Source organism: Micromonospora sp. DT62 (assembly GCF_049847285.1).
GTDB lineage: Bacteria > Actinomycetota > Actinomycetes > Mycobacteriales > Micromonosporaceae > Micromonospora > Micromonospora reichwaldensis.
This window is the reverse complement of record NZ_JBNCOB010000005.1, coordinates 169,003-193,226: the sequence shown is the minus strand read 5'-3', so window position 1 is coordinate 193,226 and position 24,224 is coordinate 169,003. Positions and strand designations below refer to the sequence as shown.

17 protein-coding genes are annotated in these 24,224 nt (G+C 75.5%); 11 read left to right on the top strand and 6 right to left on the bottom strand.

Translation table 11 applies throughout. From position 1 onward, the window contains the following. Positions 1 to 71 precede the first annotated feature (71 nt). The 8 genes from ACPXCB_RS10135 to ACPXCB_RS10100 all read left to right on the top strand — a co-directional run bounded on the left by ACPXCB_RS10135 (position 72) and on the right by ACPXCB_RS10100 (position 10,678). Positions 72 to 872: a hypothetical protein gene (locus ACPXCB_RS10135; protein ID WP_425874253.1), complete on the top strand. Its 801-nt coding sequence runs from the start codon at positions 72 to 74 to the stop codon at positions 870 to 872. A gap of 28 nt (positions 873 to 900) precedes the next feature. Beyond that, on the top strand, positions 901 to 2,463 hold the full coding sequence (locus ACPXCB_RS10130) for a DNA polymerase Y family protein (RefSeq protein WP_425874251.1): 1,563 nt from the start codon (positions 901 to 903) through the stop codon (positions 2,461 to 2,463). A gap of 771 nt (positions 2,464 to 3,234) precedes the next feature. Then, positions 3,235 to 6,612, top strand: a complete 3,378-nt coding sequence (locus ACPXCB_RS10125) for an error-prone DNA polymerase (protein ID WP_425874249.1) — start codon at positions 3,235 to 3,237, stop codon at positions 6,610 to 6,612. 99 nt (positions 6,613 to 6,711) lie between these two features. Further along, positions 6,712 to 6,885, top strand: coding sequence for a hypothetical protein (locus ACPXCB_RS10120; RefSeq protein ID WP_425874247.1), 174 nt, complete (start codon positions 6,712 to 6,714; stop codon positions 6,883 to 6,885). Between the two features lie 57 nt (positions 6,886 to 6,942). After that, positions 6,943 to 7,707 carry a methyltransferase domain-containing protein gene (locus tag ACPXCB_RS10115; RefSeq protein ID WP_425874502.1) on the top strand — a complete coding sequence of 255 codons (765 nt, stop codon included), beginning with the start codon at positions 6,943 to 6,945 and terminating at the stop codon, positions 7,705 to 7,707. After that, positions 7,659 to 8,855: an alkaline phosphatase family protein gene (locus ACPXCB_RS10110; RefSeq protein ID WP_425874500.1), complete on the top strand. Its 1,197-nt coding sequence runs from the start codon at positions 7,659 to 7,661 to the stop codon at positions 8,853 to 8,855. Before ACPXCB_RS10115 ends, ACPXCB_RS10110 begins: the two co-directional genes overlap by 49 nt. Positions 8,856 to 8,907: 52 nt before the next feature. Beyond that, positions 8,908 to 10,167, top strand: a complete 1,260-nt coding sequence (locus ACPXCB_RS10105; RefSeq protein WP_425874245.1) for a DNA polymerase IV — start codon at positions 8,908 to 8,910, stop codon at positions 10,165 to 10,167. 115 nt (positions 10,168 to 10,282) lie between these two features. Beyond that, positions 10,283 to 10,678: a DUF3040 domain-containing protein gene (locus ACPXCB_RS10100; RefSeq protein ID WP_132236265.1), complete on the top strand. Its 396-nt coding sequence runs from the start codon at positions 10,283 to 10,285 to the stop codon at positions 10,676 to 10,678. A 341-nt stretch (positions 10,679 to 11,019) separates the two neighbouring features. On the opposite strand, the gene ACPXCB_RS10095 is transcribed toward ACPXCB_RS10100, so the two are convergent. From ACPXCB_RS10095 to ACPXCB_RS10085, 3 genes are read right to left on the bottom strand one after another with little or no spacing between them, the layout of a single operon-like run. Next, on the bottom strand, positions 11,020 to 13,482 hold the full coding sequence (locus ACPXCB_RS10095) for a transglutaminaseTgpA domain-containing protein (protein ID WP_425874243.1): 2,463 nt from the start codon (positions 13,480 to 13,482) through the stop codon (positions 11,020 to 11,022). 16 nt (positions 13,483 to 13,498) lie between these two features. Further along, positions 13,499 to 14,797 (bottom strand): DUF58 domain-containing protein, encoded by a 1,299-nt coding sequence (locus ACPXCB_RS10090; RefSeq protein WP_425874241.1) that lies wholly within the window; start codon positions 14,795 to 14,797, stop codon positions 13,499 to 13,501. 1 nt (position 14,798) lies between these two features. Continuing rightward, complete coding sequence (locus tag ACPXCB_RS10085; protein WP_425874239.1) at positions 14,799 to 15,854, bottom strand: AAA family ATPase; 1,056 nt, start codon at positions 15,852 to 15,854, stop codon at positions 14,799 to 14,801. Between the two features lie 581 nt (positions 15,855 to 16,435). Here ACPXCB_RS10085 and leuS point away from each other — a divergent pair. Further along, on the top strand, positions 16,436 to 19,270 hold the full coding sequence (gene leuS, locus ACPXCB_RS10080; protein ID WP_425874237.1) for a leucine--tRNA ligase: 2,835 nt from the start codon (positions 16,436 to 16,438) through the stop codon (positions 19,268 to 19,270). A gap of 131 nt (positions 19,271 to 19,401) precedes the next feature. Here the strand turns inward: leuS and ACPXCB_RS10075 are convergent, their stop codons facing one another. Together ACPXCB_RS10075 and ACPXCB_RS10070 are read right to left on the bottom strand one after the other, a co-directional pair. After that, entirely contained in the window at positions 19,402 to 20,256 is an 855-nt protein-coding gene (locus ACPXCB_RS10075) for a hypothetical protein (protein WP_425874235.1), read from the bottom strand. After that, a complete protein-coding gene (locus ACPXCB_RS10070) occupies positions 20,253 to 21,167 on the bottom strand; it encodes an ABC transporter ATP-binding protein (protein WP_425874233.1) in 915 nt (304 codons plus the stop codon). Before ACPXCB_RS10070 ends, ACPXCB_RS10075 begins: the two co-directional genes overlap by 4 nt. 132 nt (positions 21,168 to 21,299) lie before the next feature. Here ACPXCB_RS10070 and ACPXCB_RS10065 point away from each other — a divergent pair, with 132 nt between their 5' ends. Continuing rightward, entirely contained in the window at positions 21,300 to 22,571 is a 1,272-nt protein-coding gene (locus ACPXCB_RS10065; protein ID WP_425874231.1) for a sensor histidine kinase, read from the top strand. After that, complete coding sequence (locus ACPXCB_RS10060) at positions 22,568 to 23,224, top strand: response regulator transcription factor (protein ID WP_357580154.1); 657 nt, start codon at positions 22,568 to 22,570, stop codon at positions 23,222 to 23,224. The genes ACPXCB_RS10065 and ACPXCB_RS10060 overlap by 4 nt, the downstream gene beginning before the upstream one ends. A 100-nt stretch (positions 23,225 to 23,324) precedes the next feature. On the opposite strand, the gene ACPXCB_RS10055 is transcribed toward ACPXCB_RS10060, so the two are convergent. Then, positions 23,325 to 24,221, bottom strand: a complete 897-nt coding sequence (locus ACPXCB_RS10055) for an aminoglycoside phosphotransferase family protein (RefSeq protein WP_425874228.1) — start codon at positions 24,219 to 24,221, stop codon at positions 23,325 to 23,327. Positions 24,222 to 24,224: the final 3 nt, after the last annotated feature.

Genomic DNA, 24,224 nt, shown 5'->3' with positions numbered 1-24,224 from the left:
AGCCGGCGGCGACCGGGGCCCGGCGCGGCACGCGCACGTCTGATCCGACAGCACGACGGGGGGTAGGTCCGATGGCGGGCCGGATGGTGGTCGGTTCCGCCGCACTGGCCGGTCTGGTGCGCCCGGCGAGCGCCCAGGACCCGGCGACCGGTCACCGGCTGTTGCCGGTGGCCCCCGAGCTGACCGGGCTGCTGCCCAACCGGGGATTGCGACGGGGCAGCACGATCGCGGTCGCCACCGGCCAGCCCCGGCGCAGCGGCGGCACCTCGCTGGTCCTGGCGCTGCTCGCCGAGGCGTCCCGAGCCGGCTCGTGGTGCGCCGTGGTCGGGGTCCCGACGTTCGGGGCGGGCGCCGCCGCCGAGTTGGGCATCGCCCTGGACCGGCTCGCCCTGGTGCCCCACCCGGGCCCGGAGTGGGCCACCGTCATCGCCGCGCTGATCGACGGGGTGGACGTCGTGGTCGCCGCCGTGCCGGCGACGGTCTCCGCCTCGGTCGCCAACCGGCTGGCCGCCCGGGCCCGGCAGCGTGGCAGCGTCCTCGTCCCGTACGGGCGGTGGGACGGCGCGGACGTGACGCTCCAGGTCGTCCGGGGCGCCTGGGAGGGGCTCGGACAGGGGCGGGGCCGGCTGCGTCGCCGCGAGGTCACCGTCTCCGCGCGGGGCCGCGGGGCCGCCGCCCGCCCCAAGGAGATCAAGGTCTGGCTGCCCGGGGACGGGCTCACCCGGGTCATTCCCCGCTCCGCTCCCGCCGCCGCCGTCTCCGCCACCGGCCGGTCGACCGCCGGCCGGCTCCGCCAGGTCGGCCCGGCCGTCGCCTCCGCGCCCACCGCCCCGTCCCGTCGCGCCGCGCTCACCCTGGTCGGTCCGACGTGACCGCCGTGCTCACCCTGGTCGGTCCGACGTGACCGCCGCGCCCGTGCGGACCCTGCTGCTCTGGTGCCCGGACTGGCCGGTGCTCGCCGCGGAGATCGTCGACGGGGTGCCGGCCACCGACCCGGTCGCCGTGCTGCACGCCAACCGGGTGGTCGCCTGCTCCGAGCGGGCCCGCGCCGAGGGGGTGCGCCGGGGTCTGCGCAAACGTGAGGCCCAGGGCCGATGCCCCCAGCTCACCGCCGTCGAGTACGACCCCGGGCGGGACGCCCGGGCGTTCGAACCGGTGGTCGCCGCCGTCGAGGAACTGGTCGCCGGCGTCGAGGTGGTACGCCCCGGCGCGTGCGCGGTGGCGGCCCGGGGGCCGAGCCGCTACCTCGGGGGCGAGGAGGCGGCCGCCGAGCGGATCGTCGAGCACGTCGCCCAGGCCTGCGCGGTGGAGAGCCAGGTCGGCATCGCCGACGGGGTCTTCGCCGCCGGGCTGGCCGCCCGCGACGGACGGGTCGTTCCGCCCGGCGGGACACCGGGGTTCCTCGCCGACCTGCCGGTCGAGGCGCTCGGCCGCCCGGCCCTGGCGGACCTGCTGCGCCGGCTCGGCGTACGCACCCTGGGCGACTTCGCCGCGCTGCCCGCCGGCGACGTGCTGGCCCGGTTCGGCTTCGACGGTGCGTTGGCCCACCGGCTGGCGGCCGGGCGGGACCACCGTCCGCTCGCGGTCCGGCAACCCCCGGCCGACCTCGCGGTCACCGCCGACCACGACGAGCCGCTCGACCGGGTCGACGCGGCGGCCTTCGCCGCCCGGGCGCTGGCCGAACGGCTGCACGACCGGCTCGCCGCGTACGGGCTGGCCTGCACCCGTCTCGGCATCGAGGCGGTCACCGCGCACGGCCAGGAACTGCACCGGGTCTGGCGGCACGACGGGCTGCTCACCGCCGCGGCCATCGCCGACCGGGTGCGCTGGCAGCTCGACGGCTGGCTGTCCGGCAGCACCGGCCGGGCCGGCACCCGCCCGACCCGCCCGACGGCGGGCATCATCCGGCTGCGGCTGGTCCCGGACGGGGTGGTCGCGCAGGCCGGCCTGCAACCCGGCCTGTGGGGGGAGACCGGCGAGGAGCGGGAGCGGGCGCACCGGGCGTTGAGCCGGGTGCAGGGCATCCTCGGCCCCGAGGCGGTGGTCACCGCGGTGCTCGGCGGCGGGCGCTCGCCGGCCGACCAGGTGCGCCTGGTGCCGTGGGGCGACGAACGCCTTCCGGCCCGGCCCGTCCCGCCGCCGTGGCCGGGCCGCCTGCCGCCACCAGCGCCGGCCGTGGTGCTGCCCGACCCGCTCGCCGCGGTCGTGCACGACGCCGCCGGCACACCGGTCGAGGTCAGCGCGCGGCTCCAGGTCAGCGCCGAGCCGGCCCGGCTGACCGTGGGCGCCGCCCGGCCGGTCGAGATCGTCGGCTGGGCCGGCCCCTGGCCGGTCGACGAGCGCTGGTGGGCGCCGGCCGAGGCCCGCCGCCGGGCCCGCTTCCAGGTCTGCCTGGCCGACGGTACGGCCCTGCTGCTCGCCGTCGAGGCCGGGCGGTGGCTGGTGGAGGCGATCTATGACTGAGCGCCCGCCCACGGTCCTCGACCGGCCCCCGCCCCGCCCCCTCCGCCCTGCTCGGCCCAACGCCCTGCCGACGGGTCGCCCCGACGCCCTGCCGACGGGTCGCCCCGACGCCCTGCCGGCGGGTCGCCCCGACGCCCTGCCGGCGGGTCGCCCTGACGCCCTGCCGGCGGGTCGCCCTGACGCCCTGCCGGCGGGTCGCCCTGACGCCCTGCCGGCGGGACGGCTCGGCCGGGGTGGAGCCTTGCCGGCAGCTCGGCCTGCGCGGGTTGAACCCCTACGGGCGGCTCGGTCCGGCCGGTCCGATGCCCTGCCGGCGGGTCGGTTCGGCCGGCGTGAGGCTTCGCCAACCGGCCCGCCGACGCTGTCGAGTTGCCCCGTTGACGGGACCGCCGGACGCAGGCTCTCGGATCTTGGTGAGTTTCGGCCCCTCCAGGGGCTCAAACTCACCAAGATCTCTCCGGCTGCCCGTCCGGTGGGGCTCTGATGGGCTTCCACAACCCGAAGCTGCCCTGGTCGGAGTTGGAGCGTGTGCTCTCCGGCCGAGACGCCGGAACCGGCCGATCGGGCGCGGGCCGGCCGGGCATGGGTGCGGGGGTCTCGGGCGAGGACCGACTGGGTGCAGGCGCGACGGGCGCGGGTCGGCCGGGCATGGGTGCGGGGGCCTCGGGCGAGGAACGCCCTGGTGCGGGCGCGGGGCGGCCAGGTGCGGGCGGGACAGGCGTGGGTCGGCCGGGTGCGGGGGCGACGAGCGAGGAGCGGTCTGGTGCGGGTGTGGGCCGAGCGGGTGCGGGGCGGTCGGGGGCGGAACGAGGGGGTGCCGGCGAGCCGGGGGAGGGGCGGGCCGGGGAGGGCAGCCGGGTGCGCGACGAGCGGCACCTGCATGTGGTCGACCCGTTGGCCGTGGACGCCGACGGCGGCGACTCTCCCGCCTGGAGCCGCAGGCGGGAGCACTACCAGCCGCCCGAGGTGGCCCGCCCCGACGACGCGGTGCCGTACGCCGAGTTGCACGCGCACACCAACTTCAGCTTCCTCGACGGCGCCAGCCACCCGGAGGAACTGGCCGAGGAGGCGGCCCGGCTGGGCCTCACCGCGCTCGCCGTCACCGACCACGACGGCTTCTACGGGGTGGTGCGCTTCGCCGAGGCGGCCCGCGCGCTGCACCTGCCGACGATCTTCGGCGCCGAGCTCTCCCTGGAGCTGCCCGGCCCGCAGAACGGCGAGCCCGACCCGCTCGGGCGGCACCTGCTGCTGCTCGCCCACGGCCACGAGGGGTACGCCCGGCTCGCCTCGACCATCGCCCGCGCCCAACTGCGCGGCGGGGAGAAGGGCCGCCCGGTCTACGGCGAGCTGGAGGAGATCGCCGAGCAGTTGCGCGACCACGTGCTGGTGCTCACCGGCTGCCGCAAGGGGCACGTGCCGTCGGCGCTGCTCACCGAGGGGGTGGACGCGGCGGCCCGCGAGCTGGACCGGCTGACCGCCCTGTTCGGCGCGGAGACGGTGGCGGTGGAGCTGACCGACCACGGGCATCCGGTGGACGCCGACCGCAACGACGCGCTCGCCGAGCTGGCGGCGGCGTCCGGCCTGCCCACGGTGGCCACCAACAACGTGCACTACGCCACCCCGGGCCGGCGGCGGCTGGCCACCACCGTCGCGGCCGTCCGGGCCCGGCGCAGCCTGGACGAGATCGACGGCTGGCTGCCCGCTGCCGGCACCGCCCACCTGCGCGGCGGCGCCGAGATGGCGGCCCGGTTCGCCGCGTACCCCGGTGCGGTGGCCCGGGCCGCCGAGTTCGGCGCCGAACTCGCCTTCGACCTCCAGCTCGTCGCGCCGCGGCTGCCGGCGTACCCGGTGCCGTCCGGGCACACCGAGATGAGCTGGCTGCGCCACCTGACCCGCGCCGGCGCCCGCGAGCGCTACGGCCCGCCCGAGGCGCACCCGGGGGCGTACGCGCAGCTCGACCACGAGCTGAACATGATCGAGGCGCTGGGCTTCCCCGGCTACTTCCTGGTGGTCTACGACATCGTCACGTTCTGCCGCGAGCAGGACATCTACTGCCAGGGGCGGGGATCGGCGGCCAACTCGGCGGTCTGCTACGCGCTGCGGATCACCAACGTGGACGCCGTCCGGCACCGGCTGCTCTTCGAGCGCTTCCTCGCCCCGGAGCGCGACGGCCCGCCCGACATCGACGTGGACATCGAGTCCGACCGCCGGGAGGAGGTGATCCAGCACGTCTACGCACGCTACGGCCGGGAGCACACCGCGCAGGTGGCCAACGTCATCTCCTACCGGCCCCGCTCGGCGGTGCGGGACGTGGCCAAGGCGTTCGGGTTCTCGCCCGGTCAGCAGGACGCCTGGAGCAAGCAGATCGACCGTTGGGGCTCCGTGGCCCCGGTCGACGTGGCGGACATCCCCGAGCAGGTGGTCGCGTACGCCAACGAGTTGCAGACGTTCCCCCGGCACCTGGGCATCCACTCCGGCGGCATGGTGATCTGCGATCGGCCGGTGATCGAGGTGTGTCCGGTGGAGTGGGGGCGGATGCCGGGCCGCAGCGTGCTCCAGTGGGACAAGGACGACTGCGCCGCCGTCGGCCTGGTCAAGTTCGACCTGCTCGGGCTCGGCATGCTCTCCGCGCTGCACTACGGCTACGACATGATCGGGATGAGCCTGGACCTCGGGGACATGACGCTGGACGATCCCGAGGTCTACGACATGCTCTGCCGGGCCGACTCGGTCGGGGTGTTCCAGGTGGAGAGCCGCGCCCAGATGGCCACCCTGCCCCGGTTGAAGCCCCGCGAGTTCTACGACCTGGTGGTCGAGGTGGCGCTGATCCGGCCCGGCCCGATCCAGGGTGGCTCGGTGCACCCGTACATCCGGCGCAAGAACGGCCAGGAGCCGGTGACCTACCCGCACCCGCTGATGCGCAACGCGCTGGAGAAGACCCTCGGCGTGCCGCTGTTCCAGGAACAGCTGATGCAGCTCGCCATCGACCTGGCCGGCTTCGACGCGGCGGGGGCCGACCAGCTGCGCCGGGCGATGGGCGCGAAGCGTTCGGCGGAGCGGATGGCCCGCATCGCCGACCGGCTCTACGCGGGCATGGCGGAGCGGGGCATCACCGGCGAGCTGGCCGACGACGTCTACCGCAAGCTCTCCGCGTTCGCCAGCTACGGCTTCCCGGAGAGCCACGCGATGAGCTTCGCCTACCTGGTCTACGCCAGCTCCTGGCTCAAGCGCTACCACCCGGGGCCGTTCCTGGCCGCGCTGCTCAACGCCCAGCCGATGGGCTTCTACTCGCCGCAGACGCTTGTCGACGACGCCCGCCGGCACGGGGTGGAGGTGCGCCGGCCGGACATCAACGCCAGCGGCGCCCTGGCGGTGCTGGAGTCCACCCCGCAGACCCGGTGGGGCAGCGCGCCGGGGGAGCCGCCGCACGCCTGGGGGTTGAACGGGCCCGCCGTCCGGCTCGGGCTCTCCGGCGTGCGTACCCTCGGCGACGGGGTGGCCGAGCGGATCGAGGCGGAGCGGGCGGCGCGCGGGCCGTACCGCGACATGCCGGACCTGGCCCGGCGCGTGGGTCTCACCGCCGCGCAGCTGGAGGCGCTGGCCACCGCGGACGCCTTCGCCTGTTTCGGGCTGTCCCGGCGGCAGGCCCTCTGGGCCGCCGGCGCGGCGGCCCAGGACCGGCCGGGCCGGCTGCCGGGCACGGTGACCGGCGCGACCGCGCCGACCCTGCCCGGGATGGAGGCGGTGGAACGACTGGTCGCCGACGTCTGGGCGACCGGGTTGTCGCCGGAGAGCCACCCGGCGAGCTTCATCCGCCCCCGGCTCGACGCGCTCGGCGCGGTGCCGATCGCCCGGCTCGGCAGGGTGGAGCCGGGGCGGCGCATCCGGGTCGGCGGGATCGTCACCCACCGGCAGCGGCCGGCGACCGCCGGCGGGGTCACCTTCCTCAACCTGGAGGACGAGACGGGGATGCTCAACGTCACCTGCTCCCCGGGCCTGTGGCAGCGCTACCGGCGGGTGGCCCGCACGAGCGCCGCGCTGGTGGTGCGGGGGCGGCTGCAACGGCACGAGGGGGTGATCAACCTCACCGCCGACCGGCTGGACGCGATCGAGCCCCCGGTCAGTCCGCCCTCGCGCGACTTCCGCTGACGGCAGTGATCCACATTACGGTTTTCCGGGCCGGATGGAGGGACACTCCAGCTCGCGTGGGCAGAGTGGCCCGCGCGAGCACGAGGGGGACGAACGATCATGGGAAACAACGACCGTAGCAGTGGGGTGGCGAACTCCCGGCGGACCCGGCTCGGCGCCGGTTGGACCCCGAGCCACCACACGGAGCCGCGCGAGTACGAGATCGTCGAGGGCCCGGTGGCCAACGCCCTGCGGTCGCGGGCCGAGGACGACGCCGCAGCCGGCGAGTCCTGACCTCCCACCCGGAGTCGGCCGGGCCGCCACAGGTGCGGCGCGGTGCGGCTGGACCGGGTGACTAGGCTCGACCGGGTGGAGCAGACCCCAGGCCGGCTCGCCGGGCCGCCGCTGACCCCCCGTACCGCCGTGATCTGGTCGGTGCTGCGCGCCGAGCTGGAGCGCCGCGCCGGCACCGCGCTGACCGTGCTCGACGTCGGCGGCGGCACGGGCGGCTTCGCCGTGCCGCTGGCTCAGGCCGGGCACCGGGTCACCGTGGTCGACGCCAGTCCCGACGCGCTCGCCGCACTGACCCGCCGGGCGGCGGAGGCCGGCGTGGCCGAGCGGGTCCGCGCCGTGCAGGGCGACGGCGACGCGCTCGCCGGCCTGGTCGAGCCGGGCAGCGCCGACCTGGTGCTCTGCCACGCCGTGCTGGAGGTCGTCGACGATCCGGCGGCGGTGGTGGCGGCGTTGGCCGCCGCGCTGCGACCGGGCGGCGCCGCGAGCGTGCTCGTCGCCGGCCGGGCCGCCGCCGTGCTCGGCCGGGCCATGAACGGGCACCTGGACGTCGCCGCCGCGCTGGCCGCCGATCCGGCCGGCACCGCCGGCACCCGGGACACCCTGCGCCGGCGCTACGACGCCGACGGCGCCGCCGCGCTGCTCACCGCCGCCGGGCTCGTGGTCGAGCAGATCCACGGCGTACGCGTGCTCGCCGACCTGCTCCCCGCCGCCGTCGCCGACGGCCAGCCCGCCGCCCTGGTCGAGTTGGAGCGGGCGCTCGCCGCGCGGGCGCCCTGGCGGGACCTCGCCGCCCAGCTGCACCTGTTCGCCCGCCGCCCGTGACCGACCCACTGGAGATCGTCGGGCCGCGCTACGGCGACGCCAGCCTCGCCGACGTCCTGCCATCCGCGCTCGCCGTGCTCGACGTGCCCGGCGCCACCGACCCGCTCGGGCTGCGGGCCGCGCTGCCCGGGGTACGCCGGATCGCGGTGCTGCTCGTCGACGGCCTCGGCTGGCACCAGATCCCGACCGCCGCCCCGTACGCGCCGACCCTGGTGGGGCTCGCCGCCACCGTAGGAAGGCCGCTGACCTCCGGCTTTCCGTCGACCACGCCGACCAGCCTGGTGACGCTGGGCACCGGCGCCGCCCCCGGCGCGCACGGCGTGCTCGGGTTCACGGTGCGGGTGCCGGGGACCGACCGGGTGCTCAACCACGTCGAGTGGGCGGCCGATCCGGCGCCGCTGCGCTGGCAGCCGGTGCGTACCCAGCTGGAACGGGCCAGCGCCGCCGGGGTCGCGGTGACCGTGGTGAGCCGGCCGGAGTTCGGCGGCAGCGGGCTGACGCTGGCCGCCAACCGGGGCGGCGACTACCGCGGCGCGTCCGGCGTCGACGCGCTCGCCGAACGGATGCTCGCCGCCCTCGCCGCCGGAGCGGGGCCCACGCTGGTCTCCGGCTACCACCCCGACCTGGACCGGCACGGCCACCTCACGGGCGTCGACTCGGCGCCCTGGCGGATCGCCGCGGCCGAGGTGGACCGGCTGCTGGCCCGGCTCGTCGACGGGCTGCCGCCCGACGCGGCGCTGCTGGTCACGGCCGACCACGGCCAGCTCGACGTGCCGGCCGAAGACCGCTTCGACCTGGACACCGACCCCCGGCTGCGCGCCGGGCTGGAAGTGGTCGCCGGGGAGCCGCGGGTCCGCTACCTGCACGTCACCCCCGGCGCCGTGGACGACGTGGTGGCCGCCTGGTCGGCGGTGCTCGGCGACGCGGCCCGGGTGCGTACCCGCGACGAGGTGGTGGCCGCCGGCTGGTTCGGTCCGGTGGCGGAGGAACACCTGGCGCGCATCGGCGACGTGGTGGTGATCTGCAACGGCACGTACGCGGTGACCGCCTCCCGCTCCGAGCCGCCGGCGGTCTCCCGGCTGGTGGCGTACCACGGGGCGGACACGGCGGCCGAGATGACGATCCCGCTGCTGGTCGTACGGGGCTGACCGCGTCGGCCCGTCGCGCGGGGATGTCGCAGGTCCGGGCTAGCCTGCGGGGATGGGCCGCAGCCAGTCGTTGCCCCGGGGCGGCGATCCCCGGTTCGGGCCGGACGCCGACGATTCCGGCTGCCCGATCCTGCACGTCGACATGGACGCCTTCTTCGCCTCGGTCGAGGTCCGCCGCCGGCCGGAGCTGCGGGGTCGCCCCGTCGTGGTCGGCGGGACCGGCCCGCGCGGGGTGGTGAGCTCCGCCAGCTACGAGGCCCGGCGCTACGGCGTACGCAGCGCCATGCCCACCGCCCGGGCCCGGGCGCTCTGCCCGCACGCGGTCTACCTGCCGCCGGACTTCACGCAGTACTCGGCGGCCTCCGCCGCGGTGATGCAGATCTTCCGGGACGTCACCCCCCTGGTCGAGCCGCTCTCGTTGGACGAGGCGTTCCTCGACGTGGCCGGCGCCCGGCGGCTCTTCGGCCCGCCGGCCGCCATCGCCCGGCGCATCCGCGAGCGGGTCGCGGGGGAGCAGAGGCTGAGCTGTTCCGTCGGCGTCGCGCCGAGCAAGTTCGTGGCCAAGCTCGGTTCGACCCGCGCCAAGCCCGACGGCCTGCTCGTCGTCCCGGCCACCCGGGTGCTCGACTTCCTGCACCCGCTGCCGGTGTCGGCGCTGTGGGGAGTGGGGGAGCGGTCCACCGAGACGCTGCGGCGGCTGGGCCTGGCCACGATCGGCGATCTCGCCGAGGCCCCGGTCGGCATGCTGCGCAAGGCGCTCGGCGAGGCGTCCGCCGCCCACCTGCACGAGCTGGCCTGGGGGCGCGACCCCCGCCGGGTCACGCCCGAGCAGGCGGAGAAGTCGATCGGCGCCGAGGTGACCTTCGACGTGGACGTCACCGACCCGCTGGAGATCCGCCGGGCGCTGCTCGCCCTCGCCGAGAAGGTCGGCATCCGGCTGCGCCGGGCGGGGCAGGTCGGGCGCACCGTGTCGCTCAAGGTGCGACTGACCGATTTCCGCACCGTCAGCCGCTCCCGCACGGCGGGCGTGCCGACCGACGTCGCCAGGGAGATCTTCGACACCGTCTGGGCGCTCTACACCGCGCTCGACCCGGGTGAGCCCGTCCGTCTGGTCGGCGTACGGGTCGAGGGGCTCGCCGCCGCGCGGGAGACCCCGCGGCAGCTCACCCTCGGCGCGCCCGAGCGGGGCTGGCGGGAGGCGGAGGCCGCAGCCGACGCCGCCGCTGCCCGTTTCGGGCGGTCCGTCATAGGTCCGGCCAGTCTGCTCGGGGTCCGCGAGGGGCGACGAAATGAAAATCCACCCCGGCCGTAGGTCGTCCCGCTTTCCGACGCGCGAGGGCCCTCGTAGACTTGCGGGTAAGCAGCCGGTTGGCTGCCACGGTCTGTCGGCCCGACCGGGCCGACCAACGTGACCGGGGAGGAGTGCCGTGCCGCTCTCGGAGCACGAGCAGCGGCTGTTCGAGCAGATCGAGCGGTCGCTTGCCGAGGACCCCAAATTCGCCTCGGCCGTGCGCGCCAGCGATCCGCGCTTCCACGCGCGGCGTCGCCTGCTCGTCGCTGCCGGCGTGATCATCGCTGGGCTGGCCCTGTTGGTCTATGGCGCGGTGATCAAGCTTCCGCCGCTGGCAGTGGCGGGTTTCGTCGTCATGCTGGCCTCGGCCGCGTTCGCGGTGCAGTCGCACCGTCGGGGGCAGTCACCGGACCTGCACGTCGTGGGCGGGACGACCAGCCGTCGTCGCCCCCGCGGCCGGTCGGGTCGTCGGCCCTCGATCCTGGATCGGATGGAGGACCGGTGGCGGCAGCGCCCGGAGGGGCACCGCTGAGCCCGGCCCGCCCCTGAGGCGGGCCGCGCGACAAACAGTCGGCCGCCGGGACGCCCGGCGGCCAGCGACGACTCCGCACGCCCCGGGGGGCGTGCATCCTCCGCATCATCTCCCCGATGTCCGGCATCCGGCCGGCCACGTCCGCCCTGAGCCCGGTCGGCCCTCACGGCCGTGACCGCCGGTCGGCCCTGGCGGCCCGACAGCCCGGCACCCGGCACCCGGCATAGCGGACCTGGAGAACCTGGAACGCTCGCCGACCGAGGCCCGTGCCGCGACGGCAGCCCCGCGAACGCGACGGGCCGGCGGGGGCGGGTGCCCCTACCGGCCCGTTCGGCTGTCGGTCAGCGGGCCATGCGGCCGGCCAGCAGACGACGCGGGCTCCAGCGCAGCAACCGGTGCCGGACCCGACCGCCCGCCGCCACCAGCCGGGACGACGCCTCGGCCGTGCCCGTGCGCCAGCGCAGCAGCACCGACGGCGGCAGCACCGCCGCCACCAGGCGGGTACGCCGGTCGGTCTGTGCGGCGAGCGCGGCGCGTACGGTGCGCAGGGCCGGCAGGAGTTGCTCGCCGGTCAGCGGATCGCGGGCGTAGCGGGCGCGTTCCTCGGCGCGGCCGAGCAGGCGTACGGCCGTGGTCGCCCCCGCGTCGGCGGTGAGCGCCTCCCGGGACAGCCGGTCGGCGGTCGCCCGGGGGGTCTCCGTCCGGTCCACCCGGACCCGGTAGTCCACGAGCGTGTCCAGCAGTTCGTCCCAGGCGGCGTGCGCGTCCGCCCGCGCCCGCTCCGCGTCCGCCACCACCACCATGCGTCGCCCGTCGGCGGGCGCGTCGCCGGCGGCCCCGGGGCGCACCGCCGCCGCGGCCGGCTTCGCCGGGGCGCTGCGCTTGCGGCGCAGGGCCGTGCGGCGCAGCGCCGGCAGGGCGAGCAGAGCGAGCAGGGCCAGCACCGCCGCGGCGGCGTACCAGGGCCAGACCGGAGCCTGGTCGGTCGGGGCCGTGCCGTCGATGGCCAGGCCGGAGTCGATGTCCTCCTCGGGGCCCTCCGGCCCCGCCGGGCCGGCCGACGGGTCGACGTCGCCGGGGGCACTCGTCGGGCCCGCGGTCGGCGTCTCCGCCTCCGGGGCGTCGATGTCCGGCGCCCAGGCCGACCGGGTCGAGCCCTGCACGCCGTACGCCGGGGTGGGGTCGAAGGGCACCCAACCGATCTCGTTGAAGTAGACCTCCGTCCAGGCGTGCAGGTTCCGGTTGGTCAGCGTGTACGTGCCGTTGCCGGAGTTGCTGCCGTTGGCGAAGCCGAACGCCACCCGGGCCGGTACGCCGGCGGCCCGGACCAACCACGTCATCGCGGCGGCGTACTGCTGGCAGAAGCCGACCTTGTTGTCGAGGAAGTCGACGATCTCCCGCCCGCTGGTGCCGCCCTTGGTGCTGAGCGAGTAGGTGAAGCCGTTGTCCGCGGAGAAGTGGTCGTAGATCGCGCGGACCTTGTCGTACTCGGTGTCCTTGCCCCGTACCAGGGTGGAGACCAGCTCCTCGACCTCGGGCACCGGCGGCGGCGCGGGATGCAGGCGCCGCACGGCGTGGTCGGCCGGCAGCGGCGACGACCGGCGCAGGGCCGCCGGCGTGTAGGTCGAGCGCACGTACTCGAACGCGTAGCGCTTGTCGCGCGAGTTGTCCCGGTGGGAGAAGACCACCTGGAGGCTCGGGTCGTACGCCCAGTTGCCGTTGAGGCCCTCGGAGCGCACCGGTTCGGTGTAGACCGGCAGCAGCGGCATGTTGAGGGTCTTCGTCACCTCGACCGTGGCCTGGTACGTCCGCTGCTCGACGCCCCGCGCGGACGGCGCCGGCAGGTCGTCGACGGGCCGGCCCGTGGGGGTGCCCTCGCGGAAGCCGTTCGGTGTGAGCTTGTCGGCCACGCCGAAGCGCAGGTAGAAGGGGCGGGGCTCGTTCGTGGTGACCTTGACCAGGTCGGCGACCTCGGACTGGTTGAGCTGCCCGCTCAACGCCGCGAACAGGTCGATCCGGCCGTTGCCGCCCTGCCCGGAGCGCCCGTTGCCGTTGCCGTTGCCCGAACCGGCCAGCGTGTCCAGCAGCCCGCCCGTCATCCCCGGCACGGCCAGCGGCAGCACCACGGCCAGGACCACACCAACCGCCGCCAGCCGCCGGCCGGCGGCGGCCAGGGGCGAGGCCTCCCAGACGTCGACGTCCCGCCCGTCGCCGGTGAACCGCCGGCCGAACCGGCGGACCCGGTCGACGTTGTCGGTCACCAGCAGCCACAGGAACCCGGCGGCACCGACGACGAACGGCACCGCCGGGACGCTGTCCACGTAGACCGCGACGGGCACCGAGTAGATCGCCAGCATCGGCAGGCCGGCCAGCGCCGGCCGGCGCAGCCCGACGGTGAGCACGTCGACCACCACGGCCACCCCGCCGATCCCGAGCACCGTGACGAACAGCAGCGGGTCGGTGTCGGGGACCTTGACGCCGTACGAGCGCATGTCCTCCAGCGAGCCGTCGAGCAGCTCGCCGAAGTGCGTGAAGGTCGACGGGGTGGGCACGATGCCCAGCAGTTCGGTGCCGCCGGGGAAGAGCCAGGTCAGGGCCAGCGTCAGGCCGGCCAGCATGCCCAGCGCCTGGCCCCAGAGCGGAACCCGCGCCAGCCGGGCGAGCGCGGCCACGGCGGCGACCACGGCCACCGCGATCGTCGCCTGGATCAGCCACGTCCAGCGTTCGAAGATGGCCGACAGCGGCGCGGCGGCGAGCAGCGTCGCCGCGGCGGCCACGAAGCCCAGGTTCCGGTGGGCGATCATGAGGGGACCCTTCCGTTCATCGCATGCCGCCGGCCACCGTCTCGGCCATGGCCGCCCGCAGCGCGAAGCCCTGCGAGCCGCGGGCCGCCTGCGGCCACAGCGCGGGCAACTGCGTGCCGTGGTCGACGCCGATGACCCGCCAGCCGCTCTGCAACATGGCCAGCGCGGCGGCGCCGTGGGCGTGGTCGGCCTCGGCCCGGGCCTTGGCGGGCAGGTTGAGCCAGGTGGAGCTGTCGAGCAGGAAACCGACGCAGGTGGCGCCGTTGCCCCGCAGCCCGGCCAGCAGCTCGGCCTCGGCCGTGCTCACCGAGCCGAAGAGGCCGATGATCAGGCCGCCGTCCGCCCGTTGCCGGACCCGCTGCACCAGGGTGGTGAGCTCGCCGTTCTTGTCGAGCCGGACCTCGGCGAGGTGGTCGAGGAGCACCCCGTCGCCGGCCGCCTCGGACGCGTCCACGTCCGCGCCGGAACCGGTGACCAGGCGCAGCTTGTAGCCGGCCTGCCGCAGGTGCACCGCGATGCTGGCCGCGGCGGAGACCGCCCACTCGAAGGAGGCCGTCGGCCCGTCGCCGCGGTGGCCGTACGCGCGGGTGTCCAGCACGACGGTGGCCCGGCTCTCCCAGGGCTGCTCCTCCCGGCGCACCATCAGCTCGCCGGTGCGCGCGGTGGACTTCCAGTGCACCCGGCGCAGGTCGTCGCCCATCCGGTACTCCCGGGTGGCGGCGTCGTCCTCGCCGTGCACCGCCACCGAGCGGGCCCGGCTGTCGCCGCTGCCGGCGTACTCGCCGGGCAGGCGCACCGAGGGCAGCGGCGTGACCTGCGGGACGACGGTCAGATGATCGGTGCTCGGGAAGGCGCGGCTCAGCTCGCACAACCCGAACGGGTCGGTCATCCGGACCACCAGCGGGCCCACCTCGTAGCGGCCACGCACGTCGGCGCGCACGGTGTAGGCCACCGAGCTGGCCTGGTGGGCGCCGAGCCGCTCCAGCACCACCCGGGGCCGGCTGCCCAGCGCGTACGGCAGCCGGTCCTCCAGCAGCAGGGTGCCGGTGGGCAGGCGGGACATGTTCTGCAACCGCAGCACCACCCGGGAGCTGGCCCCGACGGGCACCCGGTGCGGGTCCAGCGACCGGTTGCAGGCCAACTTGTAGCGGCTGCGCCCGACGTAGGCCGCGGCGAGCAGCGGCAGGACGGCCAGCAGCACGGCCACCCGGAGCAGGTCCTTCTCGCCGAGGATGCCGGCCGAGACCGCCGCCGCGACCGCGGCCGCCAGGAACGAACGGCCGCGGGTGGTCAGCCCGCGCAGCCCGTCGCGCACGTCACCGCCTCCGCGGCTCGTACGTGGCTCGGCCGTTGCCCTCGCCAGTGGGGCGGGTGTCGTACGGGGAGCGCCCGCGGTCGTGCGGCAGCGGCAGCCGGTGCACCAGCTCGGAGACGATCGCGTCGGTCGTACGCCGGGCGAGCTGGGCGTCGGCGGTCGGGATGATCCGGTGCGCGAGCACCGGCACGGCCAGCACCTGGAGGTCGTCGGGCAGGACGTAGTCGCGCCCCTCCAGGGCGGCCACCGCGCGGGCGGTGCGCAGCAACTGGAGGGTCGCCCGCGGGGAGGCACCCAGCCGCAGGTCGGAGGCCTCGCGGGTGGCGGTGACCAGGTCGATCGCGTACTGCTTGACGGCGTCGGCGACGTGCACCTGCCGGACGTGGCCGATCAGCTGCCGCACGGTGTTGGCGTCGGCGACCGGACGCAGCTCGTCCAGCGGGTCCGTCGCGCCGTGCCCGTCGAGCATCGCCAGCTCGGCGCTCGGGTCCGGGTAGCCCATCGCGATGCGGGCGGTGAACCGGTCGCGCTGCGCCTCGGGGAGGGGATAGGTGCCCTCCATCTCGATCGGGTTCTGGGTCGCGACGACCATGAACGGCGTCTGGAGGTGGTAGGTGACGCCGTCGACGGTGACCTGGCGCTCCTCCATGCACTCCAGCAGCGCCGACTGCGTCTTCGGCGAGGCGCGGTTGATCTCGTCGCCGACGACCAGGTTGGCGAAGACCGCACCGGGGCGGAACTCGAAGTCGTGCGTCTCCTGGTTGTAGACGCTGACCCCCGTGACGTCGCTGGGCAGCAGGTCGGGGGTGAACTGGATCCGGCGCACGGAGCAGTCGATCGACCGGGCCATTGCCTTGGCGAGCTTGGTCTTGCCGACCCCGGGCACGTCCTCGATGAGCAGGTGGCCCTCGGCGAGCAGGACGGCCAGGGCGAGCCGCACGGTGGCGGTCTTGCCCTCGATGACCTGCTCGATGTTCGACACGATGGCTTCGCTGGCGGCACGGAACTCGTCGTGCGGCAACACGCCGCCCACCTCGTCCCTGGTCTGTTGTGTCACGGGCCTCCTCCTCGTCGCCGGACGGCAGCTCTGTATAGAGCACCTGGACCCGCCGTAGGGTTCGCGACGCCGAGCCTCGTCTGCCGCAGAAATCTCACTGGTCTCTCAGGCTAACCATGTTTGTCGCCGCCGCCGACCCCCGCAGGTAGACGGTCGGTTACGCACCGAACATTCGCCGGGTCGGGGGATCGGCCCGTCGCTCTCGGTGCCGGCGATGATCACGAAGGGCTGCCGCGGCGTGTACGTCCGGGGTCGCCGTCCCGACCCGTGGCGGCGGGCGACGTGCGGGACCGGACGGCGGGGTACACTCCCGGGCATGGCCGGATTCTTCCTGCTTCTTACCGGGCCGTGCTGATGCGCTGACGCGCGACAGCACGGCGGCCCCTCCTGCGCGAGGGGCTTTTTTGTGCCCTCCGCCGGACGCCCCGGCGATCGGCACCCGGCACCGGCGCCGGCCCTCGGGCGGCGCGGCGCCGGCGGCGGACAGACCCGAGCCAGACCGACATGACCGCGCCGAGCGAGGTCAGCACCCAGCCCGGCCGTGGCGTGGCCGGCGGCGACGAGCGAAGCGAGGAGACGCCATGAGTGAGGCAGCACCGGCCGACATTCCCCCGTTCCGGTACACCGCGGCCCTGGCCGAGGAGATCGAACAGCGCTGGCAGGACGCCTGGGCGCGGGAGGGGACGTTCCACGCCCCGAACCCGACCGGCCCGCTGGCCGACCCCGGTCATCCGCGCGCCGGGGCGGAGAAGCTGTACGTCCTGGACATGTTCCCGTACCCGTCGGGCGCGGGGCTGCACGTCGGCCACCCCCTGGGCTACATCGGCACCGACTGCTTCGCCCGCTACCAGCGGATGGCGGGGCGCAACGTGCTGCACGCCATGGGCTTCGACGCGTTCGGCCTGCCCGCCGAGCAGTACGCGGTGCAGACCGGCACCCACCCCCGGACCACGACCGTGGCCAACATCGAGCGCTACAAGGCGCAGCTGCGCCGGCTGGGTCTGGCCCACGACGAGCGCCGCTCGGTGGCCACCATCGACACCGATTTCTACCGGTGGACGCAGTGGATCTTCCTGCAGGTCTTCAACTCCTGGTACGACACCGGGGCGAAGCGGGCCCGCCCGATCGCCGAGCTGATCGCCGAGTTCGAGGGCGGCAACCGGCCCACGCCCGACGGGCGGCCGTGGGCGGAGCTGTCCGTCGCCGAGCGCCGGGCCGTCGTCGACGACCACCGGCTGGCGTACGTCTCGCAGGCGCCGGTCAACTGGTGCCCGGGGCTGGGCACCGTGCTGGCCAACGAGGAGGTCACCGCCGACGGCCGCTCCGAGCGCGGCAACTTCCCGGTCTTCAAGCGCAACCTGAAGCAGTGGATGATGCGGATCACCGCGTACGGCGACCGGCTGCTGGACGACCTGGACACGCTGGACTGGCCCGAGCCGATCAAGCTGATGCAGCGCAACTGGATCGGCCGCTCCACGGGCGCGCACATCGACTTCCCGACCACCGTCGCGCCGGTCCGGGTGTTCACCACCCGGCCGGACACCGTCTTCGGCGCCACCTACATGGTGCTGGCCCCCGAGCACGAGCTGGTCGACGCGCTGGCGCCGGCGGCCTGGCCCGAGGGGACGAAGGACGCGTGGACCGGCGGGCACGCCAACCCGCGCGCGGCCGTGGAGGCGTACCGCAAGGCGGCGGCGGCCAAGACCGACGTCGAGCGGCAGGCCGACACGAAGGAGAAGACCGGCGTCTTCGTCGGGGCGTACGCCACGAACCCGGTCACCGGGGGGCAGGTCCCGGTCTTCGTCGCCGACTACGTGCTGGCCGGCTACGGCACCGGCGCGATCATGGCGGTGCCCGGCCAGGACGAGCGGGACTGGGCGTTCGCCGAGGTCTTCGAGCTGCCGATCGTGCGTACCGTGCAGCCGGCGGAGGGCTTCGACGGCAAGGCGTACACCGGGGACGGCCCGGCGATCAACAGTGCCGCGCCCGAGCGCGGCCTGGACCTGAACGGCCTGGGGGTGGCCGAGGCGAAGGCCCGGATCATCGAGTGGCTGGAGGCCAACGGCCACGGCGCGGGCGCGGTGACCTACCGGCTGCGCGACTGGCTGTTCTCCCGGCAGCGTTACTGGGGCGAGCCGTTCCCCATCGTGTACGACGAGACCGGGGCCACCATCGCCCTGCCGGAGGAGATGCTGCCGGTCGAGCTGCCCGAGGTGGACGACTTCTCGCCGCGCACGTTCGACCCGGAGGACGCCGGCAGCAACCCGGAGACCCCGCTGTCGCGCCGGCGCGACTGGGTCGAGGTGGAGCTGGACCTGGGCGACGGCCCGAAGCGCTACACCCGCGAGACCAACGTGATGCCGCAGTGGGCCGGCTCGTGCTGGTACGAGCTGCGCTACCTGGACCCGACGAACTCCGAGCGCTTCGTCGACGCGGAGAACGAGGCGTACTGGATGGGGCCGCGCGGCGAGGGCGACTGCGGCGGCACCGACCTGTACGTCGGCGGCGCCGAGCACGCCGTGCTGCACCTGCTGTACGCGCGGTTCTGGCACAAGGTGCTGTACGACCTGGGGCACGTCTCGTCGTTCGAGCCGTTCCGCAAGCTGTTCAACCAGGGCTACATCCAGGCGTACGCGTACACCGACGCACGGGGCACCTACGTGCCGGCCGAGGAGGTCACCGAGCGCGACGGGGGCTTCTACCTGGGCGACACCCAGGTCAACCGCGAGTACGGCAAGATGGGCAAGTCCCTGAGGAACGTGGTCACGCCGGACGAGATGTGCGCCGCGTACGGGGCGGACACGTTCCGCGTCTACGAGATGTCGATGGGTCCGCTGGAGGTGTCCCGTCCGTGGGAGACCCGGGCGGTCGTCGGGTCGTACCGGTTCCTGCAGCGGGTCTGGCGGGCGGTCGTCGACGAGCAGACCGGCGCGCTGCGGGTCACCGACGAGCCCGCCGACGAGGCGACCCGGCGGCTGCTGCACAAGACCGTCGACGGGGTCCGCGGCGACATGGAGGCGATCCGGTTCAACACCGCGATCGCCAAGCTGATCGAGCTGACCAACGGGCTGACCCGGCTGGCGGAGACCCCGCGCGAGGTGGCCGAGCCGCTGGTGCTGATGCTGGCGCCGTTCGCCCCGCACGTCGCCGAGGAGCTGTGGCGCCGGCTGGGGCACGACACCTCCCTGACGTACGCGGACTTCCCGACCGCCGACCCGGCGCTGCTGGTGGCCGAGACGGTGACGTACCCGGTGCAGATCAACGGCAAGGTGCGGGGCCGCGTCGAGGTCCCCGCCGACGCGTCCGAGGAGACCGTCCGCGCGGCGGCCCTGGAGGCGGTCTCCGGCCCCCTGGCCGGCAAGGAACCCCGCAAGGTCATCGTGATCAAGGGCCGCATGGTCTCCGTGGTGGCCTGACCCACGCCGTGGCGCCGTCGATCATGCAGTTGTGGTGAGGGACGAAGTCCCCGGGTCGGGATGGATCGACCGCCACGACTGCATGATCGACGCGCCGGGTCAGGCCGGCTCGGGTCGGGGCCTGGGCTGGGTCAGGGGTCGCGGCGGTGGGTCAGGGTGACCGCCGCCAGGGTGGCGGCCGCGGACCAGGCGGCCAGGGTCAGCCAGGAGCCGGCGACGGTGGCCGGGTACGGGTCGCGGTTGATGATGTCGGGATGCACCTCGATCAGTCGTAGCCACGCGGTGAGGGGCAGGGCGTTGTACGCCTCGGCGATCCACCGGTGCTCGTCGCTGTCCACCGTCATCGGCACCAGCACGAGCACCGCCGTCGCGGCGGCCACCGCCCCGGCGGCGTGCCGGGTGAGCGCGCCCAGACCCATCCCGACCAGCGCGCACACGGGCACGAGCACGGCGCTCGCCACGACGGCGCGCAGCACCCCCGGCTCGCCGATCGACCAGCCGGCGCCCCGGTCGGCGAGGATCGCCTGGGACACCCAGAACGACGTCGCCGCGGTGACCGCGCCGAAGACGAGCATGACCCCGGCCAGTACGGCGGCCTTCGCCGCGACCAGCGCGCGGCGGGCCGGGACGGCGGCGAACGTGGCCCGGATCAGCCCGCTCTGGTGCTCGCCGACGATGGTCAGGGCGCCGATGGTGGCCGAGACGAGGATCAGCAGCAGGTAGCCGACCTCGGGGAAGGCGTCGCGCACCGGCCCGTACAGGCGGAACATCTCCCGCCGCCCCTGCGGGTACGTCGGCCAGTTCCGGTGGTCGGCGAGGCTGGCGTTGACGCTGACCCCGACCACGAACAGGAAGACCAGCGGCAGCGTCCAGCGGGTCGAGCGTAGCGACCACAGCTTGATCCACTCGGCGGCCAGCAGGTCGCGGAAACGGGCCGGAACGTCGGTCATGGTCGGTCGGCGGGTCGGCGCGATCACGGCGGTCATCGGGTCCCCTCCCCGGCGAGATACTCGACGCTGTCGGCGGTGAGTGCCATGAAGGCCTCCTCCAGCGAGGCGGTACGGGCGGTCAGCTCGTGCAGCCCGACGCGATGGGCGAGCGCGAGGTCGCCGATCCGCGCGGCCGTCAGGCCGGTCACGACGAGCGCCCCGGCGTCGTCCGGGCGGACGTGCGCGCCCTCGGCCGTGAGCACGGCGGACAGGGTCGCCGGGTCGGGCGTACGGACGGTCACGTCGGCCCGGGCGCTCCGGGCAGCGAACTCGGCGAGGCCCTGCTCGGCGATCAGCCGGCCCCGGCCGATCACCACGAGCCGGTCGACGCAGTTCTGCATCTCGCTCATCAGGTGGCTGGAGACGAAGACCGTGCGCCCCTCGGCCGCCAGCCGCCGGAACAGGTCCCGTACCCAGCGCACCCCCTCCGGGTCGAGGCCGTTGAACGGCTCGTCGAAGAGCAGGACGGGCGGGTCCCCGAGCAGCGCGGCGGCGATCCCGAGCCGCTGCCGCATGCCGAGCGAGAAGCCCCCGATGCGCCGCCGGGCGACGGCGGCCAGGCCCACTTCCCGCAGCACCTCGTCGACCCGGGCGCGCGCGATGCCGTTGCTGCGGGCCAGGGCCGACAGGTGCGCGACGGCGCTGCGCCCGCCGTGCACGTCCCCGGCGTCGAGCAACGCGCCGGCGTGGCGCAGCCCGCGTGGCCGGTCGGCGAAGCGGACCCCGTCCACCGTGACGGTGCCGCTGGTCGGCGCGGTGAGCCCGATGATCATCCGCAGCGTGGTGGACTTGCCGGCTCCGTTGGGGCCCAGGAACCCGGTCACGTGGCCGGGGCGCACGGTCAGGGTGAGGTCGTCGACGGCCGTCGTGCGGCCGTACCGTCTCGTCAGGGACTGAAGTTCGATCACCTGCCCCACGCTGCCGGGCGGCGGCCGGCGCAGCGTCGCCCCGGCGGCCACAACCGGTGGCAGGGCGTCAGCCCCGGGGCGTACGCCCGCGGGCCGATGCCCGGGCGGCGGCGGGCTGGCTACGGTGGGCGCATGGACGTCACCGTGCCGTTGTCGCGCCGCGCCTCGTCGCTGGCGGGGGCGGCCCTGCCCTGGGTCGGCGTCGCGCTGCTGCCGGTCGCCGTGGTCCTGGCCCCGGTCGTGGCGTCGAGCAGGGCGGGCGTCGGGTTCGGCGACTGGTGGTTTCCCGAGCGCTACCTGGTGCCGCTGCTGGCCGTGGCGCCGCCCGCCGGCCTGCTGCGGCGCCGTCCGGTGCTGGCCCTGGCCCTGATGCTCGTCGCAGCGTGTGTGGTCACCGCCGCCGTCAACGTTCCGGAGGACGGCTACCTGACCGACATCTGGTACGTGCAGTTCCTGGCGATCGACCTGGTGGTGGGGCTGATCGCGGCGAGGAGGTCCCGCCGGGTCTCGGTGCCGGTGGCCGTCGGGGCGCTCGTCGTGCAGATCTTCGCGGGCTTCGTGAACCCCTCCAGCGACCCGGTGAACCGGGCCACGTTCTCCGTGCTGGCGGTCGTCACCGCGTGGACGGTCGGCAACTCCGTGCGGGCCCGGCGCGGCTACGCGGAGGCCGTCCGGGCGCACACCGCCGCCGAGGCGGTCACCGCCGAGCGGCTGCGCATCGCCCGCGAGCTGCACGACATGGTCGCCCACAGCATCGGGGTGATCGCCATCCAGGCCGGCGTGGGCGCCCGGGTCATCGACACCCAACCGGCGCAGGCCCGCGCCGCGCTGGCCACCATCGAGGCGACCAGCCGCGACACCCTGGCCGGCCTGCGGCGTACGCTCGGCGCGCTGCGCCGCCCGCAGTCGGAGTCGGCGTCGCTGGATCCGACGCCCGGGCTGGCCGACCTCGACCGGCTGGTCGTCGCCGCCGCCGACGCCGGGGTGCGGGTGGACCTGCGGCGCGTCGGCGAACGGCGACCGGTCCCGGCCGAGGTCGACCTCGCCGCGTTCCGGATCGTGCAGGAGGCGCTCACCAACGTGGTGCGACACGCGGGCAGCGACCGGTGCCGGGTCACCGTCACGCACGCCCCCGACGAGGTCGCCGTGGAGATCGTCGACGAGGGCCGGGGCGGCGCGGTCGGCGGCGAGGGGCACGGCATCGTCGGCATGCGGGAACGCGTCGCCCTGGCCGGCGGCCGGTTCCACGCCGGGCCGCGCCCGGAGGGCGGCTTCCGGGTGGCGGCGTGGCTGCCGGCGCCGACGACGGCGACGGCGACGGGGGTGTCACCGGTGTCGCCGGTGTCGGCGGTATCGCCGGCGGGGGAGCCGGCCGGGGTGCGGACCGGGGCGGGGGACCGGTGAGCGTCCGGGTGCTGCTCGTCGACGACCAGCCACTGGTCCGCGCCGGCCTGCGGGTGCTCATCGCCGACGCCCCCGACATCGACGTCGTCGGCGAGGCGGGTACGGGGACGGAGGCGGTGCGGCTGGCCCGCGAGGTCGTGCCGGACGTGGTGCTGATGGACCTGCGGATGCCCGGCATGGACGGCATCCAGGCCACCCGCGCGATCACCGCGCACGGCGGCGCCACCCGCGTCCTCGTGCTCACCACCTTCGACGACGACGAGCACGTGCACGCCGCGTTGCGCGCCGGGGCGAGCGGGTTCCTGGTCAAGGACATGGCGCTGGACGACATCCTCGGCGCGGTCCGGGTGGTCGCCGCAGGGGACGCGCTGATCGCCCCCGGCGTCACCCGCCGGCTCATCGCCGAGTTCGCCCGCCGGCCGACCCCCGCCGCCCCCACCCGGGCCCTCGACGGCGTCACCGAGCGGGAGCGCGAGGTGCTGACCCTCGTCGGCCGGGGCCTGTCCAACGGCGAGATCGCCGCCGAGCTGGTGATCAGCGCGGCCACCGCCAAGGCGCACGTGGCCCGGCTGTTCAGCAAGCTGGGCGCCCGCGACCGGGTGCACCTCGTCATCGCCGCCTACGAGGCCGGGCTGGTCTCCCCGGCGGGATGAGGCGCGCGACCGGGCGCGCTCGGGGCGCTCAGCGCAGCGCGGCTGTCGTGCGGCGGGGAGCCGGTCAGCGCAGCGCGGCCGCCGTGCGGCGCGGAGCCGCTCAGCGCAGCGTGGCCGCCACCACCGGGCGGTGCCCGGCCAGCCAGTCGTGCCAGCGGCGCACCGTGTCGGCGATCCCCGCGTCGCGGAGCCGGCACATGGCCGGATCGCCGCGCTCCGCGCCGGCCGCGATCCCGCGCCAGGTGCCGTCGATCTGGGCGAGCATCACGTCGACCAGCTCGGCGCGGGGCAGCGCGGGCGACCCCGCGCCGGCCGCCTCGTAGGAGTCGCAGAGCAGCCGGGCACGCCGGCCCAGCTCCGCCGGGTCGGCTGCCGGCCCCACCGCCGCCCAGTGCCAGGCGGCGAAGGCGACGTCCTCGACCCGCCGGCCGGGCGCGGCCAGGTCCCAGTCGATCAGCGCCACGGGCAGCGGGCCGGCGGGAGAGTCCCGGTACACCGTGTTCTTCGGGGACAGGTCGCGGTGGCAGACCGTCTCGGCGTCGCCGGCCAGCGGGCTGCCCGCGCAGGCGTCGTGCAGCCGCCGGAGCAGCTCGGCCAGCCGGGTCAGCGCCGGGTCGGCGAAGTACGCCGGATCCTCCCTGTCCCGCCACGGCACCCGGCCGTCGACGTGGCTGAGCACCTGCCGACCCCGCTCGTCCGTGCCGAGGTGGCGGGGCGCGACGTCCGCGCCCACCCGCTCCAGGTGCCGCAGCAGCGCGGCGACGAACTCGGCGTTCTCCGGCGGCGTACGCCGGACGGTGTCGCCGACCCGGACCACCTCGGCGATGAAGCCGCCCCGCAGCCGTTCCTCGGCGGCGGTCGGGTCGGCGCGACCGGTGGCGATCGGGTCGACGCGACCACTGGCGGTCGGATCGGCGTGACCGGTGGTGCCGGTCGGCTGCCGCCCCTCGTGTCCCGGCCCCGTGTCCCCGCCCGCTCCGGGCGACCCGCCGCGCACCGC